The sequence below is a fragment of the Myxosarcina sp. GI1 genome (assembly GCF_000756305.1).
In the GTDB taxonomy this organism is placed as follows: domain Bacteria; phylum Cyanobacteriota; class Cyanobacteriia; order Cyanobacteriales; family Xenococcaceae; genus Myxosarcina.
In genome coordinates this window covers 63,249-78,473 of record NZ_JRFE01000007.1, presented here as the reverse complement: position 1 = coordinate 78,473, position 15,225 = coordinate 63,249, and the positions used below count along the sequence as shown (strand labels likewise).

Annotated in this window: 15 protein-coding genes; 8 read left to right on the top strand and 7 right to left on the bottom strand. The window is 41.5% G+C overall.

Features of this window, described 5'->3' with window-relative positions; all coding sequences use genetic code 11:
* Positions 1 to 217: 217 nt before the first annotated feature.
* The 4 genes from cbiD (at position 218) to ispD (ending at position 5,254) form a co-directional block, all read left to right on the top strand.
* Positions 218 to 1,318, top strand: a complete 1,101-nt coding sequence (gene cbiD / locus KV40_RS03810) for a cobalt-precorrin-5B (C(1))-methyltransferase CbiD (RefSeq protein ID WP_036478237.1) — start codon at positions 218 to 220, stop codon at positions 1,316 to 1,318.
* A 149-nt stretch (positions 1,319 to 1,467) separates the two neighbouring features.
* The gene (gene guaA / locus KV40_RS03805) at positions 1,468 to 3,096 is read left to right on the top strand and encodes a glutamine-hydrolyzing GMP synthase (RefSeq protein ID WP_036478236.1); all 1,629 of its coding nucleotides are present in this window, start codon (positions 1,468 to 1,470) and stop codon (positions 3,094 to 3,096) included.
* Between the two features lie 581 nt (positions 3,097 to 3,677).
* A complete protein-coding gene (locus KV40_RS03795) occupies positions 3,678 to 4,412 on the top strand; it encodes a DUF2993 domain-containing protein (protein WP_036478234.1) in 735 nt (244 codons plus the stop codon).
* Positions 4,413 to 4,564: 152 nt separating this feature from the next.
* Complete coding sequence (ispD, locus tag KV40_RS03790) at positions 4,565 to 5,254, top strand: 2-C-methyl-D-erythritol 4-phosphate cytidylyltransferase (protein ID WP_036478233.1); 690 nt, start codon at positions 4,565 to 4,567, stop codon at positions 5,252 to 5,254.
* A gap of 4 nt (positions 5,255 to 5,258) precedes the next feature.
* Here ispD and KV40_RS03785 read toward each other — a convergent pair whose 3' ends face one another.
* Positions 5,259 to 6,077 carry an RMD1 family protein gene (locus KV40_RS03785; RefSeq protein ID WP_052055327.1) on the bottom strand — a complete coding sequence of 273 codons (819 nt, stop codon included), beginning with the start codon at positions 6,075 to 6,077 and terminating at the stop codon, positions 5,259 to 5,261.
* A gap of 43 nt (positions 6,078 to 6,120) precedes the next feature.
* The gene (locus KV40_RS03780) at positions 6,121 to 6,663 is read right to left on the bottom strand and encodes a hypothetical protein (protein WP_036478232.1); all 543 of its coding nucleotides are present in this window, start codon (positions 6,661 to 6,663) and stop codon (positions 6,121 to 6,123) included.
* A gap of 173 nt (positions 6,664 to 6,836) precedes the next feature.
* On the opposite strand from KV40_RS03780, the gene KV40_RS03775 reads away from it, so the two are divergent.
* On the top strand, positions 6,837 to 7,025 hold the full coding sequence (locus tag KV40_RS03775) for a hypothetical protein (RefSeq protein ID WP_036478231.1): 189 nt from the start codon (positions 6,837 to 6,839) through the stop codon (positions 7,023 to 7,025).
* A 131-nt stretch (positions 7,026 to 7,156) separates the two neighbouring features.
* On the opposite strand, the gene KV40_RS03770 is transcribed toward KV40_RS03775, so the two are convergent.
* The 3 genes from KV40_RS03770 to lgt all read right to left on the bottom strand — a co-directional run bounded on the left by KV40_RS03770 (position 7,157) and on the right by lgt (position 9,504).
* Complete coding sequence (locus KV40_RS03770; RefSeq protein WP_036478230.1) at positions 7,157 to 7,621, bottom strand: Hsp20/alpha crystallin family protein; 465 nt, start codon at positions 7,619 to 7,621, stop codon at positions 7,157 to 7,159.
* A 207-nt stretch (positions 7,622 to 7,828) separates the two neighbouring features.
* On the bottom strand, positions 7,829 to 8,614 hold the full coding sequence (cobM, locus tag KV40_RS03765; RefSeq protein WP_036478276.1) for a precorrin-4 C(11)-methyltransferase: 786 nt from the start codon (positions 8,612 to 8,614) through the stop codon (positions 7,829 to 7,831).
* Positions 8,615 to 8,667: 53 nt separating this feature from the next.
* Positions 8,668 to 9,504: a prolipoprotein diacylglyceryl transferase gene (gene lgt / locus KV40_RS03760; protein WP_036478229.1), complete on the bottom strand. Its 837-nt coding sequence runs from the start codon at positions 9,502 to 9,504 to the stop codon at positions 8,668 to 8,670.
* A 133-nt stretch (positions 9,505 to 9,637) separates the two neighbouring features.
* Here lgt and rlmN point away from each other — a divergent pair, with 133 nt between their 5' ends.
* Positions 9,638 to 10,687: a 23S rRNA (adenine(2503)-C(2))-methyltransferase RlmN gene (gene rlmN, locus KV40_RS03755; RefSeq protein WP_052055326.1), complete on the top strand. Its 1,050-nt coding sequence runs from the start codon at positions 9,638 to 9,640 to the stop codon at positions 10,685 to 10,687.
* Between the two features lie 43 nt (positions 10,688 to 10,730).
* Here rlmN and KV40_RS03750 read toward each other — a convergent pair whose 3' ends face one another.
* Complete coding sequence (locus KV40_RS03750; RefSeq protein WP_036478228.1) at positions 10,731 to 10,919, bottom strand: hypothetical protein; 189 nt, start codon at positions 10,917 to 10,919, stop codon at positions 10,731 to 10,733.
* Positions 10,920 to 11,436: 517 nt separating this feature from the next.
* On the opposite strand from KV40_RS03750, the gene KV40_RS03745 reads away from it, so the two are divergent.
* Positions 11,437 to 11,907: a Fur family transcriptional regulator gene (locus KV40_RS03745; protein ID WP_253274158.1), complete on the top strand. Its 471-nt coding sequence runs from the start codon at positions 11,437 to 11,439 to the stop codon at positions 11,905 to 11,907.
* Positions 11,908 to 11,918: 11 nt separating this feature from the next.
* Positions 11,919 to 14,132: a catalase/peroxidase HPI gene (gene katG, locus KV40_RS03740; protein ID WP_036478227.1), complete on the top strand. Its 2,214-nt coding sequence runs from the start codon at positions 11,919 to 11,921 to the stop codon at positions 14,130 to 14,132.
* 170 nt (positions 14,133 to 14,302) lie between these two features.
* On the opposite strand, the gene KV40_RS03735 is transcribed toward katG, so the two are convergent.
* Positions 14,303 to 15,211: a sulfotransferase gene (locus KV40_RS03735; protein WP_036478226.1), complete on the bottom strand. Its 909-nt coding sequence runs from the start codon at positions 15,209 to 15,211 to the stop codon at positions 14,303 to 14,305.
* Positions 15,212 to 15,225 lie beyond the last annotated feature (14 nt).

Below are 15,225 nucleotides of genomic sequence, written 5' to 3'. Positions count from 1 at the left end.
TCAAGTATAGAAATAATAGATATTTATTATCGATCGCCACTATTTTATGAATAGCAAATTTTGATGAGCAAGCGAAGTTCGTCAAGAGCAAATGTTAGTAGCAATGGCTATTTGTTAGAATTTTTTTCAATTCAGCGATCGCTGATGATTAGCTATTTGAGTCTAACTTCATTTTAGTAGACATAAAAATTACTATAAATCTAAAAGGAAAAGTAACTTGCAAGGATACACTCTACCAGTTTTTGCCTGTGCTTCGGCGATCGCTGCCCTGCGACACCTCCATCAGGAACCAGAACTGCACTCGGTAAAAGTCGATCTAATTAAACCAGCGCAAATAGTAACTATCGACATCGAACAGGTAGCCAAACTAAATAATAGTTCGGCAATTGCCATTACTCGTAGCGATCCTGGAGATCATTTAGATCTAACACGTAATACTCCCGTTTGGGCATTAGTTACATCTGCTGAGGCAGTTAAAGAGCAAAAAATTGAAATTAGAGGAGGAGAAGGAGTTGGTCTTCAGCTAGATCGACAGGAACGAGCAGCTATTTATAGTTACGCGCGTGAACTAATTACAGCCAACCTTCAGCCTTTATTGCATCCTCAAGAAAGCATTACCGTAACCATTATTTTGCCTGAAGGACGCAGATTGGCAAAGCGCACTTCTAACGAGGCTTTTGGGGTAGTAGAAGGATTATCTCTGTTGGGGACAACTGGTATCGTTCAGCCATTAGTTGCTGCTAGCCAGTTAGAGGCATATCAGACTAAGTTAGCTGCCAAAGCCAAGTTATTTGACTCTTTGGTATTTTGCATTGGTGAAAACGGTTTCGATTTGGCACAGCAGATGGGAATCGAACCCGAACGACTAGTAAAAACCGCTAACTGGCTGGGTTCGATGTTAGTTGCTGCCGCACTTTGTGAAGTGAAATCGATTGTCTTATTTGGCTATCACGGCAAATTAATCAAGTTGGCTGGCGGTATTTTTCATACTCACAATCATTTAGCCGATGGTAGGCTGGAAATTTTTACCACTCACTGCGCTTTACTCGGTATGTCAACCGAGAGTTTGCGGCAAATATATACTTGTGAGACTACCGAAGCTGCTCTATGTATGTTGCGCGATTTAGACGCTAGGGAAAATAGTGATTGGGTAGAATTACTTTATAGCGCGATCGCATCCAGGATAGATAGTCGGGCTGAAAATTATATTGCTAAATACAGCGAGCAAAAGGTGCGTGTTGGTTCGGTACTGTTCGATCGCCAGAGAAAAATTATCGAGCAAAGTCCAAATGCAACTATTTTGCTATCAAACCTATGATATACTTTTTAGAATATTTCTAATACTTAATAGAAAATAATAAGTCCCAAGCAATTGTAACTTATAAATTCAAAACTTGGTAGACAAACTTTAAGTTCTGCAAAGAATAGTAATTAAATATATATACCTTTAAATCATCTAGAGAAATAGTGACTATTCAAACTCAAGCCAGCCCTCAAAACACAGAGTCTCTATCTTCCGAGTCTCTAGCCAATACTCTCGATCGCCAAAAAATTATTATTATCGATTTTGGCTCGCAGTATTCCGAGTTAATCGCCCGTAGAATTCGCGAAACTCAGGTTTATTCTGAAGTTATTTCCTATCGAACTACAGCAGAACAGCTACGCCAACTCAATCCCCAGGGAATTATTCTTTCTGGAGGACCTAATTCTGTCTACGATGAACATGCTCCCCAATGCGATCCCGAAATATGGAACTTAAAGATTCCCGTTTTGGGAGTGTGCTACGGCATGCAGCTAATGGTCAAACAGCTTGGCGGAACTGTAGAGCAAGTCAAACTAGGAGAATACGGCAAAGCCAATTTATTAATTGAAGATCCGACAGACTTGTTAACCAACGTTGAAGATGGCTCTACGATGTGGATGAGTCATGGTGACTCTTGTACCAAGTTACCAGCAGGATTTTCTGTTTTGGCTCGCACCCAGAATACCCCCTGTGCGGCAATTTCCCATCCCGAACGCAAACTGTTTGGGGTTCAGTTTCATCCAGAAGTCGTCCATTCTGAAGGCGGTATCGCTTTAATTCGTAACTTTGTCTATCATATTTGCCAGTGCGAACCTACCTGGACGACAGAAGCTTTTGTAGAAGAATCAATCCGCGAGATCAAAGCCAGAGTAGGAGATAAAAGAGTCTTGCTAGCTCTATCAGGAGGTGTAGATTCATCGACCCTGGCTTTTTTACTGCATAGAGCTATTGGCGATCGCCTTACCTGTATGTTTATCGACCAGGGCTTTATGCGTAAAGGCGAACCAGAGCGATTGATGCAGATATTCAAAGAGCAGTTTCACATTCCCGTAGAATACGTTCAGGCGCGCGATCGCTTTATCAGACAAATGGAGGGAGTAACCGATCCCGAAGTCAAACGCCGTCGTATCGGACACGAATTTATTCAGGTTTTTGAAGAGGAATCTCAAAGATTGGGACCATTTGACTATTTAGCTCAAGGCACTCTATATCCCGACGTAATTGAATCTGCCGATACTAATGTCGATCCCAAAACAGGCGAAAGAGTAGCGGTGAAAATTAAAAGCCATCATAATGTAGGCGGTTTGCCCAAAAATCTCCGTTTTAAATTAGTCGAACCCTTACGCAAGCTATTTAAAGACGAAGTTCGTAATGTCGCTCGTTCTATTGGTTTGCCCGAAGAAATCGTGCGCCGTCATCCTTTTCCTGGTCCTGGGTTAGCAATTAGAATTATTGGCGAAGTTACTGCCGAACGACTGAATATTTTACGCGATGCCGACTATATAGTGCGGGACGAAATTAGCAGACAGGAAGTTTATCATGACTTCTGGCAGGCTTTTGCTGTCTTGCTGCCAATTCGTAGCGTCGGCGTTATGGGCGATAAGCGTACCTATGCCCATCCTGTAGTACTACGGTTTATTACTAGCGAAGATGGGATGACTGCCGACTGGGCGAGAGTCCCCTACGATCTGTTAGAAACCATTTCCAATCGCATGGTTAATGAAGTTAAAGGTGTAAATAGAGTCGTTTACGATATTACTTCTAAACCACCTGGAACTATTGAATGGGAATAAAAAAAAGTTAAAAGTTAAAAGTTAAATAGGCAATAAGCAAGAAACACTAAACATTTAATGTTCGATGAATTTATTTATTGGGATAAATTTCTGAACCAAATCGCTCTGTGAACATTTTCTTTGTTTGCCTAAAAAGTTTTAACTCTAAATCGGGATCTAGCCCTTCAGCTAAAAATATTTCTCTAACGAATTTATCAACTTCATAGTGTTCCCTAAAAAGAAAATGTTCTAAATTATAAAAAGGACTGCAAATTCCAAGTTCCAAACAAATTTTATTCAGAAACTTGCTAATTTCTTTTCTTGTAGGCAATATTTATACTCCAGCTTATAATACCAAACAATTATTTATTATCTTCCAAAAACTTATTAATACTGCCAATAAGCTGCTGTTCTGCTGCCTGTCGATCGCCATAGCGATCGCGCGAATATTTACTTGTCAACACACAAAATAAGTAAATATCTGCTATTTACTTATATTCTTGTCCTTAATCTATTGTTACTTTCGGAAGATTCTATAATCCTTGGTATTTGACATTAATAATAAAGCACCAACAGTTTAAGACCAAAAAAGGATTAATTCAATGACTTCACAAGATATTGGCGAACAGGCAATTAGCAAAGCTGCCGAAGTGGGTATGGAATCTCAGTTAGACGAATCGGAAGAGCTAGATGTAGATGTTCGCACTAATCCTGCCGATGCCGCTCAAGGAAAATTAGATTCTGTCAATATTAACGGCAAAGGGTTAGTAATGAACAAAGAACTCCGTGCTGAAAAGCTGGATATGAAAACCAACAATATTAAGGTCAATCCGCTTAAAGCTGCTTTTGGCGATATTGAAATGGAGCAACCTACCGATGCCACAGCATGTATTGTTCTAACCGATAAAGATATCGAACGAGCTTTTAATTCTGAATATATTAAAGATAAGCTCAAAGACCGCGAAGTAACTATCGACGGCGAAACGGTAACAGCTAATGCCAAGCGAGTAAATTTTTCTCTGCCAGGAGAAGGAAAAATTAGTTTGGAAGCCGATATTTCTCTAGCCGACTCTGAAACCAAACAGATTGCCTTTACTGGCAAACCTCGCGTTAGCGACAACGGCAATAAAATTGTTATTGAAGATGTAGAATATACTTCGGGTAAAAATGAAGCTCCCGAACTAACTCAGGCTTTGCTAAATAGTGCCGAAGAATTATTAGATCTGCGTAACTTCGAGCTAGCTGACATGAGCTTACAGTTAAAAAAACTTGACGTGCAAAAGGGAAAAATGACGATTAATGCCGATGCACGAGTCAATCAATTGCCTCAAGAATAATAAATAGCTTGTTGATGGTTCATTATTTAGTTGTCGCTCGTCTCAATAGTTAGCCATCAATTTTTATTAGAATAAAATTTAATAAAGTTTCGAGTTTGGGTACGAATTTGAGGGAAGATAGAACCTAAGAATGTTATCGAGCTTAGGCAATAATGTATTTACTGATTCCTGCTGCGGGAATGGGACGCAGAATGGGTAGCGATCGCAATAAGCTACTATTAAAATTATTAGACAAACCGCTATTAGCCTGGACTCTGCTGGCTGCCGAAAAATGCGATCGCCTTACTTGGATGGGAATTATCGGGCAACCTTCAGATTTCCCCGACTTTAAAGACATTCTGGCAGAGTTAAACCTCAGCAAACCAGTAGAATTAATTATCGGCGGCGATACCCGTCAACAGTCTGTAGACAATGGTTTGGCAGCTTTACCAGCAGCAGCAGAAAAAGTTTTAATTCACGATGGCGCAAGATGTCTGGCAACTCCCGAACTGTTTGCCCGTTGCGCCGATGTTTTGCAAACCTGTCAGGGAGCGATCGCTGCTGTACCCGTTAAAGATACGATTAAAGTAGTAGATTCTAATAAGTATATTCAAGACACCCCAGATCGCAGCAATCTCTGGGCGGCTCAAACACCACAGGGTTTTGAAGTTAAATTACTCAAAGAGTGTCACCAACGAGGCAAAAAATCGGGCTGGCAAGTTACCGATGATGCAGCTTTATTTGAAAAATGCCAGCTTCCCGTAAAAATAGTTGAAGGGGAAGAAACCAACTTGAAGGTTACTACTCCTGAAGATCTGGCGATCGCCGAATCTATTTTACGCCAGCGATCGAAGTTAGATTAAACCATTAACCCATAAAAAATAGTTCGTAAATATTGAGTATAACTTCGACAACAATTAAAATTACGATATACCACTCTACTCTTACCGCGCTTCGATGCTGCATCAAATCCAGTACGGTTTGAGCGGTACGAGAAATTAATTCTAGTTTGCGTTCTAAAGCGCGATCGCGTTCGCGAATTTCGTATTCATCTTCTAAACGAACATAGAGACGTTCTAAATTAGGGTAATCCCATAGCTGTTCTGGTTTTTCTTCGATTCCTACCAGACCAATCGTGGTTTGCTGAACCATGATATTATTGCCAATCAGCTTTAAAAGATCTTCTCCATCATGACGACCATTGCCAAATTGTTTAATACTAGCAGCGATCGGCTCAATTTTGTCAAATACCATAGTAATAGCGTTTTCATAGTGGCTTAAAATTACGCTTTTGGCTAATACATCAGCCACAATTTGTAACCGTTCGACGCTAAACTCTTTTAATTCTATGATTCCATTGTCGGCAATAATTTCTTTGCTATTGGGATTTAATTTTATTTGTGCTTCTTCAAATTCTGGTTCTTTAAAAGGTTTAGCAATCCAGGGCTGCAACTTTTCAATAAAAGCAGCTTCTTCTAAAGAATCGAGTCCAAACAAAACTACTGCGCCGTAACGCTGTAAGATGACACAACCATGTTCGCCTGCTGCAATAGTTAGAGGAGAATCTCCCAAACATTTAGTATTTTCCAAAGTTCGCAGATCGAGCTTTTCGCCAATAAATAAGGCGCGGACGCTGACAGTTTTTTCTCCTGCAAATTCAATAATATTTGTTTGAATAGTATTCATTTTAGTTTTAATAGCCGATTAATTTCGTAATTAGTAATTCGATTTAACTATGAGTAGTAATTTTAATTTCCATATCTTTAATCATTTCATAAATTTGCTTTTGTCGTTTTAATGGTCCCCATTCATACAGCAACAACTCAATTGGATACCACAAACCAACCCAACCAGCAATTAAAAAACCTTCATTTAAAAATCTATGTACCAATATCGGTAAGTATTCTATCTTGTCGAATAAAGTAGATATTACAAGACAAACTGCTAAAAAAAGTAATCCTCTTTGTAAAGCGCGAATTCCCCGTCCTCGTAGAGAAGTTATATCGTTAGAAATATTCTCGATCTTGTTGTTACAGTAATGCTGTAAAGCATTGACAACCGATTTTTCTAAATTTTCTGAAAGCTGATGGTTTGGAAGCAAGATTGTAGTTCGTACTTTTTCTGTTAGCGAGGTTGGTTTAAGTTGGTTGACAATACGCTCAATCCCAGAACTAGACTCGGTTTGCGGTCTAAAAAGATCGAATTCTGGATCTTTGAACAAATATTCAATCTTATCGAGCTTCAGACTAAAGTTATAGTAACTATCGGTCATTAAGGTAACAAAATAGTCGATCTTACTTATTTTAAGTTTATAAAGCTAAAAAAGCGTATCAAACAAATGAAAAATTATTGCTGTAGATTGAATCAAACTATAACTAGGGACTGACATTTTTTCTGCTTGTCCGTTGCTAGATTGAATTCAAGTAACGAATTTATTTTTAGCAAATGAATACAGAAAACCAACAATCGGAACCAACTGCCTCTGGCGGCAAACAAACTCCTGTAGATCCGACTCAGCGTCGAACGGGACAGGGAGCAGATACAGATGCTAGAGAAAATGCTGCGCCTGAAGCTCCTGGTACGGATAATCCTCAAGTAGAAGGAGATCCCAATCAAGGTACGGAAGCTCGTTAATTTGCCAGACAATCTACATTGTGTTTTTGGAAAATCCACATTGCAAAAAAAGCCCAGCTATTTTATAGATAACTGGGCTTAAGTATTAATCTATGTGGCTAGAGGTGCAAACGTTTGTCTTTGAAGCAGAATTAAGCAGTTTGGTTTTTAGCTTCACCAAGATCGATCTTAACTACTTTATTTTTTTCGGCTTCCGATTTAGGTAAAGTTAGATTTAGAATACCGTCTTTATATTCGGCAGTAACGTTAGTGTTTTGAACTTTTACGGGTAGCGGAATTACTCTAGAGAATTTACCGTAACGGAATTCGCTTCTAGTTTTACCATTCTCTTCAGATTTAGTTTCTGACTTACGTTCGCCAGAAATCGCTACTCGGTCTGCCATAACTTGAATATCTAGATCTTTGGCTTCCATGCCAGGAACTTCGAGTTTGAGATGCAAAGCATCTTCTTTTTCGGTAAGTTCGGCAGCGGGGACTCTAGATAAATTATTAAAGTCACTCCAAGATTCGGGAGTTATAGCATCATCAAATAAACGATTAAGTTGACGCTGTAAAGAGTTCATTTCTTGCCAGGCATTATATCTTGTTAAAGCCATAATTAAAGTTTTCTCCGATTGCTATTTGCTTAGCTTGGTTGGACTATTTGTTTCTTTAATTATTATTTTAATAAGTAGGCGAGCAATCTAAAAGTGAGGCTTTTGTCCCATATATAGTAGTGCTTTCTGCCCGAACCAATAATATCTATCTGGGTAGAGAAAACTGTACCTATGGCAATTCGGTTACTTTTTTTAATTGTCAACAGCTTATTTTCTAGCAGTACGAAATAAATGAGAATGTTCGGGATGGTATAGGCGCGATCGCTTGTTCTTAACTTGTTTTAAAGCAGGACTAATTAGATACATTACGGTTCTAATTAAATTGTTTTCTTGCGTAACCTGCGCCATTTTTGATAATGGTACCACCCAAATCTGTTCGTCTTGCCAACCCAAACGAAAACAAATAGCTACGGGAGTATCGGCAGGATAGTGTTGCAGCAGCTTGGCTTGAGATTCTTCTACATGACGCGCTGCTAAGTAGAGACACAAACTAGCTCGATGTGCAGCCAGGGAAGCTAGTTCTTCAGTTTCTGGTACTGCTGAGGCTTTACCGCTAATTCTGGTTAAAATAATCGTCTGGACTAGTTCTGGTACGGTTAGTTCCGTTCCCAAGGTGGCGGCAGCAGCTTGAAAGGCACTAATGCCAGGGATAAGTTCAAAAGGAATATCAGCAGCAGCAAAAGCCTCTATCTGTTCGCCGATCGCGCTATACAAAGATAAATCGCCAGAATGCAAGCGCACTACGGCGAGATTTTGTCTGACTCTAGCGATCGCCAGGGGAATAATTTGTTCTAAAGTTTTATTTCCAGTAGGAATCAGTTCGGCATCGGAACGTACATCCTGCAAAATTTGTTTGGGAACTAAAGAATCTGCATAGAGAATGACATCAGCGCGATCGAGGATTTTTTTGGCTTTAATAGTCAGTAATTCGGGATCTCCAGGTCCCGCACCAATAATATAAACACCTGGTTTGAGAGAAGGATTATGGGGCATGAAAGAAGTTTTTAAAGTCAAAAGTTAAAAGTTAAAAGTCAAAAGTAAACTAGCTACTTGATATTCTTTGCTCGATTAACATCAAGTAGAGGACGCTTTAACCAATAAAGCCAAGCCAAACCAATTAAACCAAAAGTAATTTCTGCCAAACTTATTAGTTGTGCTACTCGTAAAAAACCCAGCATTAAACTGTCGGTTCGCAATCCTTCAATCCAAATTCGACCGCAACTATAGGCGATTAGATATACAAAGGTCAAAGTTCCTACTTTTAAGCTGTTTTTGTGTTTCAAACCCCAGAAAAACAGCCACAATAGCAAAATAAACACCCCAATATTCCATAAAGATTCGTATAAAAAAGTAGGATGAAAATATTCATAGTTGATATACTCCAATGGTCGATTGGCAGGAGGAATATATAGTTTCCAAGGTAAATCTGTGGGTCTGCCAAAGGCTTCTGAGTTAAAAAAGTTGCCCCACCGCCCGATCGCCTGTCCTAAAATCAAAGAAGGTACTACCAGATCCGATAACTGCCAGATAGAAACTTTTTTCAAACGGGCAAATATCAGTCCCGCGATAGTGCCGCCAATGATTGCCCCGTGAATGGCAATACCACCCTGCCAAATAGCGATAATATCCTGGGGACGTTGCGAGTAGTCAGACCATTTAAACAAGACGTAATAAAGTCGAGCGCAGGGAATAGCCCCAATAACCAGCCAAATTGCCAAATCTGCCAGTAGCTCGGGGTCGACTCCGCGACGTTTTGCTAAATACTGCGACAGACTAACGCCAATCAACACTGCCGAGGCAATTAACAAACCATACCAGCGCAATGCCAAAGGACCAATTTCTACAATGATTGGACCTGGAGACTGAAATTGAACGAGTAGCATAAAAATAAATATAGAGGTAAATGCGGCATTTCAAAAGTTTATAAAGCGATCGCCACAATTTAAAACTGAGGTTCAAATCATACTCTACCTCAAATTAAATCTATAATTTTTATAGCTCGGACAAAATTACTTTATGACGCTACAAACTGCCAATAAATCTACACAGCCAGCTTCGGAGGTTCTGTTAGGTAAATCTCTACCAGAACTAACCGAATGGGTACAACAGCAGGGACAACCTGCTTATCGAGGCAAACAACTATATCAGTGGCTCTACCAAAAAGGAGCGCGATCGCTAACAGAAATTTCGGTTTTTCCCAAACGATGGCGTGAGGAACTAGCCGACTATCCTTTAGGACGTTCTACTATTAATTATCGCAGTATTGCCGCTGATGAGACGCGCAAGTATTTATTACGCCTTGCCGATGGTGCGATCGTCGAAACCGTAGGTATTCCCACTGCCAAACGCCTAACTGTTTGCGTTTCTTCTCAGGTTGGCTGTCCGATGGCTTGTGATTTTTGCGCTACGGGAAAAGGCGAATTTGTACGCAATCTTCAAACTCATGAAATTGTCGATCAGGTATTGACAGTGCAGGAAGATTTTCAGCAACGAGTTAGCAATGTAGTCTTTATGGGTATGGGAGAACCGTTAATGAACCTCTCACCAACCGTAGCTGCGGTTAAATCTCTCAATCAAGACGTAGGTATCGGGCAGCGATCGCTCACCGTCTCTACTGTTGGTATTCCTGGTAAAATTGTCGAACTAGCGCAACATAAGCTACAAATTGTTTTTGCCGTCAGCCTTCATGCACCCAATCAACAATTGCGCCAGCAGTTGATTCCCAGTGCCAAACACTATCCTCTAGATACTATACTTGCCGACTGTCGGGAATACGTGAGAGTTACGGGTAGAAGAGTAACTTTTGAATATATTTTACTGTCAGGAGTTAACGACTTACCCGAACATGCCCTGGAGTTAGCCAACTTGCTTAGAGGTTTTCAAACTCACGTCAATCTCATCCCCTACAATCCCATCTCAGAAGTCGATTATCAAAGACCCGATCGCTATAGAATTGAAGAATTCGAGCGCATTTTACAAGAGCATAAAATTGCCGTTAGCGTACGCTATTCGCGGGGTTTATCTGCCGATGCTGCTTGCGGACAGTTAAGAGCATCCCGTATATAATTCAATTCCTTTTACTTCCAATGTACGAGAATTAATACGATTTTTAAGCCGAAATAGGAGAGTAACCGCTAATGCCTGGAGCATAAGCTTCAATGACTCTTGCAGTTTTATAACATTGAACTAGCAAATAGTCACAACTGCGACATGAAGTACGAACCAGAGAATTATCTATAATGTGTTTTTGAGCGAGCTCGCCACAGTTGGGACAGCGAATCGTTTGTGTTTTAGTCATGTCTTTAGTCGATTTTTTTTAAATGTAATGTTATTAAAAATATTTAAAACAGGGGCGTTAAGACTCAGGCAATTTTAGCCTGTCTTTAAATATTATATTTTTTTTAAAAGTCAATTAAACCATACTTTGTATAGATTTAAGTTTAGTTTTAAGCGATCCCTGTATTTAACCGTACAAGCTTAACAGCTTATTTTAAGATATAGCAACGATTTTATTTTTTCTTAATGGCGATCGCCTCTTGAGTGAAACGGGCGACGCAATACTTCTTATTTAACAATTGGCAGTTGACTGTTAGAGGAAGGGTTTCATAGCACAAGTTCCAGATACAGTTTGTAGTTTTATTAACAATAATTTTAAGTCGAACTCGTAACGAATATGATAATTATAGAAACTCATAACGACTTTAATTTAGGTACAGCTCTATCGAACTTATAGCCTGCAATCTAGGAAGGATAAGTAATAGAAAAACTATATTTTGGTAATTTCACTTATTTTTGACGATCGCAACTGGTAAAAAGTGTTTAACACCGACAGTAAAACTAAAGCTTCTACATCCATACAGTCATTGGAGGATGCCTTAACTCTGTGTCGAAATTCGGGGATGCGAGTTAGCAAACAGCGTTATCGAGTTTTAGAGTTACTGTGGCAGACAAACGAACATCTTTCGGCTAAAGAAATTTACGCCCGTCTCAATCAACATTCTTCGGCTGTAAGTCTGGCAGCGATTTACCAAAATATAGCTGCATTATCTGCCCTGGGCTTGTTAGAAAGTATTCCCAGTTCCAAGGGACATCTCTATAGCAAAGTAGGTGATTCCCATGCCCACTTAATGTGTTTGGACACTGAGAAAATTCTTGACGTTAGAGTCAATTTACCTAAATCTTTAATTGTCAAGGTCATACAGGAAGTCGAGCAACAGACTGGTATTCAAATTGTGGACTATCAGCTTAATTTTTTCGGCTATCAAAAAAAAGCTAATTTACTTTAAATAGAAAAATTATGAGCAGTGAAAGCAAATGCCCATTTTCGGGCGGATCTCAAAAATTTACGGCTGGCGGTGGTACATCAAACCGAGACTGGTGGCCGAATCAATTAAACCTGAATATCCTGCACCAGCACTCGCCTCGGGCTAATCCCATGAGCGAAAGTTTTAACTACGCAGAGGACTTCAAGACCCTCGACTTAGCAGCCCTGCGAGCAGATATCTTCGAGTTGATGACCACTTCGCAGGACTGGTGGCCAGCCGACTACGGTCACTATGGACCACTCTTCATTCGGATGGCGTGGCACAGCGCTGGCACGTACCGCATCGGCGATGGTCGCGGCGGAGCGGGTTCGGGTAGTCAACGATTTGCGCCCCTCAACAGTTGGCCCGACAATGCTAACCTCGACAAGGCACGTATGTTGCTATGGCCCGTCAAGCAGAAATACGGTAAGAAAATCTCTTGGGCAGACCTTATGGTCTTTGCAGGTAACTGCGCTCTGGAATCAATGGGCTTCAAAACCATCGGCTTTGCTGGCGGACGTGAAGATGTTTGGGAGCCAGAGTTAGATATTTACTGGGGTTCTGAGACTACGTGGCATGGGGATAAAGACTATAGTGACAAACGCTACAGCGGCGATCGCGTATTAGAGAATCCTCTCGCTGCCGTTCGGATGGGGCTAATCTATGTCAATCCAGAAGGACCCGATGGCGAACCAGATCCCGTTGGTTCGGGGCAAGACATTCGCGAAACCTTTGGGCGCATGGCGATGAACGACGAAGAAACCGTCGCGCTCACCGCGGGTGGTCACACCTTCGGTAAATGCCACGGTGCGGGCGATGCGTCCCATGTGGGTGCCGAACCCGAGGGCGCAACCATTGTGGATCAGGGTTTGGGCTGGAAGAGTACCTTTAACTCTGGCGTTGGTGTCGATGCCATTACCAGCGGTATCGAAGGTGCCTGGACTCCCACGCCAACACAGTGGGACAACAGCTATCTCGAAACCCTATTTAAATATGATTGGGAACGGGTGAAGAGTCCTGCCGGTGCGTGGCAGTGGGTACCCAAAGACGGTGCTGGTGCCGATACGGTACCCGACGCGCACGATCCGTCAAAGCGTCACGCTCCAATGATGACCACAGCGGACATGGCTATGAAAATGGACTCTATCTACGAGCCAATCGCGCGACGTTACCACGACAACCCAGATGAGTTTGCCGTGGCGTTTGCCAAGGCTTGGTTCAAGCTAACGCACCGCGATATGGGTCCCCTCTCCCGCTATCTTGGTTCGGAGGTTCCAGCAGAAGAGTTTTTATGGCAAGATCCTATCCCGGCAGTCGACCATGAATTAATTGACGAGGGAGATATCACCGCCCTAAAGGATAAGATTCTCGCTTCTGGTCTGTCGGTTTCCGAACTAGTCTCCACCGCCTGGGCATCGGCAGTAACCTACCGTGACTCTGATAAGCGCGGAGGAGCCAACGGAGCGCGTATTCGCCTCGCGCCACAGAAAGATTGGGAGGTCAACCAACCAGAGCAATTGGCGAAGGTGCTACAAACCTTAGAAGGAATCCAAAACGAGTTTAACAGTTCGCAGTCTGGTGGGAAGAAGGTTTCTCTCGCCGACCTAATCGTTTTAGGCGGCTGTGCGGGCATCGAGCAAGCGGCGAAAAAAGCAGGTCATGACGTGAAGGTACCCTTTACGCCAGGACGCATGGATGCGTCGCAAGAGAAAACCGATGTGGAGTCCTTCGCCCCACTCGAACCAAAGGCTGATGGGTTCCGCAATTACATAAGAGGCGAGCATACCTTGTCAGCAGAAGAGTTACTGGTGGATCGCTCGCAGTTGTTAACGTTGAGCGCACCAGAGATGACGGTTCTTATTGGCGGTCTGCGGGTTCTGGGTACCAACGTCGGCGACTCCAAACACGGTGTCTTCACCCAGCAATCAGAAACGTTGACTAATGACTTCTTTATGAACCTGCTCGATCTGGGTACGACCTGGAAGGCGGTTTCTGAGGCAGAAGACGTATTTGAGGGAAGCGATCGCAAAACTGGCGAACTTAAGTGGACTGGCACCCGTGTCGATCTCATCTTCGGTTCAAACTCTCAGCTAAGAGCGATCGCGGAAGTCTACGGATGTAAAGATTCAGAGCAAAAATTCGTACATGACTTTGTAGCAGTTTGGGACAAAGTGATGAACCTCGATCGCTTTGACCTAAAATCTTAAGGTCTGAGTAGTTAGATTCAATTAAAGTTATTTTGCTAGTAGGCTGAAGCTTCTGCTTCAGCCTTTCTTAATAATTGTTCTCTTAAGTTATCTCAAATAATACATTTTAGAGCGATTACGCTGAGTCCTGCGGACTTGCTCCGCAACCGCGTAGCCTACGGATCGCTCTACTACAAATAGCCAAAGTATTTTAGCGAAGGTTCGGCATAATTTAAGAACGTTTCTCTATCCTCCGTACTCAAATTTTGAACCTGATTGAGATTAACATCTTTACGTAAAAAAGCGTTTAATTCTGCTGTATTCAGCCAAAATAGTTGATAATCTCGTTCTCCCATCGTATGGCGATAAGTTCCGTCTTTGCCCATACTTTTTTTGGTATACATTCTAAATTCGATCAGGCGATCGAAATCTAAATTAGCGTATTCGTAAATCTTCTTGGTAAAAGAAATATGGTCGGCGAGCAAATCTTCAAATTTTACTAAATGATAATTTTTTAGACGCTCGGCATCTCGAATCATTTTTTGACATACTGTCTGGTACATTTTGCCGCAGTACTCGGCACTGTAACCCCGACGCACAAACCCTTCGCAAATAGCAAAACCATTCCGTATCAAAGCGATATAGGTTGCATCTGGATACATTTTTTCTAGCACGTCTGTCGCTAAGACGACTCCATCTAAGTTTTTGGCTAATAAACGAGACGCTTTGAGTTCGGATTCGGTATATTTAACGTTTTCCGATTTGTATTGATTCATTTCCGCATTCAATTTATGCCAGTAAAACAGGTAATCGACATAAAGGCGGGTTAGATAAGGAAGCTGGTTTCTTTTTTGCAAGCAAATAGTCGAAAACGTATTTTGTCGTGCCGTAATTAGCACGGGTGCCCAAAATGGTTTTAAAAATCGATTGCTCCATTTAACTAGCGGACTTTGAGTCTTAGCTATACCTTTGCCAAAAAACATTTGATGGGTTTCACCGCCAATTCCACAGACATCGGGATGAGATAGCAATAGATCGATTACTAAAGAAGTACCTCCACGTTGAAAACCATTAACAAAGATAGGGGCATTGTTCAGCATAAAACTAGTAAGTA

Coding starts and splice junctions, on each gene's coding strand:
- KV40_RS03795 (WP_036478234.1), top strand. CDS start 3,678: ATGACTTCACAAGATATTGGCGAACAGGCAATTAGCAAAGCTGCCGAA.
- ispD (WP_036478233.1), top strand. CDS start 4,565: ATGTATTTACTGATTCCTGCTGCGGGAATGGGACGCAGAATGGGTAGC.
- KV40_RS03785 (WP_052055327.1), bottom strand. CDS start 6,077: ATGAATACTATTCAAACAAATATTATTGAATTTGCAGGAGAAAAAACT.
- KV40_RS03780 (WP_036478232.1), bottom strand. CDS start 6,663: ATGACCGATAGTTACTATAACTTTAGTCTGAAGCTCGATAAGATTGAA.
- KV40_RS03775 (WP_036478231.1), top strand. CDS start 6,837: ATGAATACAGAAAACCAACAATCGGAACCAACTGCCTCTGGCGGCAAA.
- KV40_RS03770 (WP_036478230.1), bottom strand. CDS start 7,621: ATGGCTTTAACAAGATATAATGCCTGGCAAGAAATGAACTCTTTACAG.
- cobM (WP_036478276.1), bottom strand. CDS start 8,614: ATGCCCCATAATCCTTCTCTCAAACCAGGTGTTTATATTATTGGTGCG.
- lgt (WP_036478229.1), bottom strand. CDS start 9,504: ATGCTACTCGTTCAATTTCAGTCTCCAGGTCCAATCATTGTAGAAATT.
- rlmN (WP_052055326.1), top strand. CDS start 9,638: ATGACGCTACAAACTGCCAATAAATCTACACAGCCAGCTTCGGAGGTT.
- KV40_RS03750 (WP_036478228.1), bottom strand. CDS start 10,919: ATGACTAAAACACAAACGATTCGCTGTCCCAACTGTGGCGAGCTCGCT.
- katG (WP_036478227.1), top strand. CDS start 11,919: ATGAGCAGTGAAAGCAAATGCCCATTTTCGGGCGGATCTCAAAAATTT.
- KV40_RS03735 (WP_036478226.1), bottom strand. CDS start 15,211: ATGCTGAACAATGCCCCTATCTTTGTTAATGGTTTTCAACGTGGAGGT.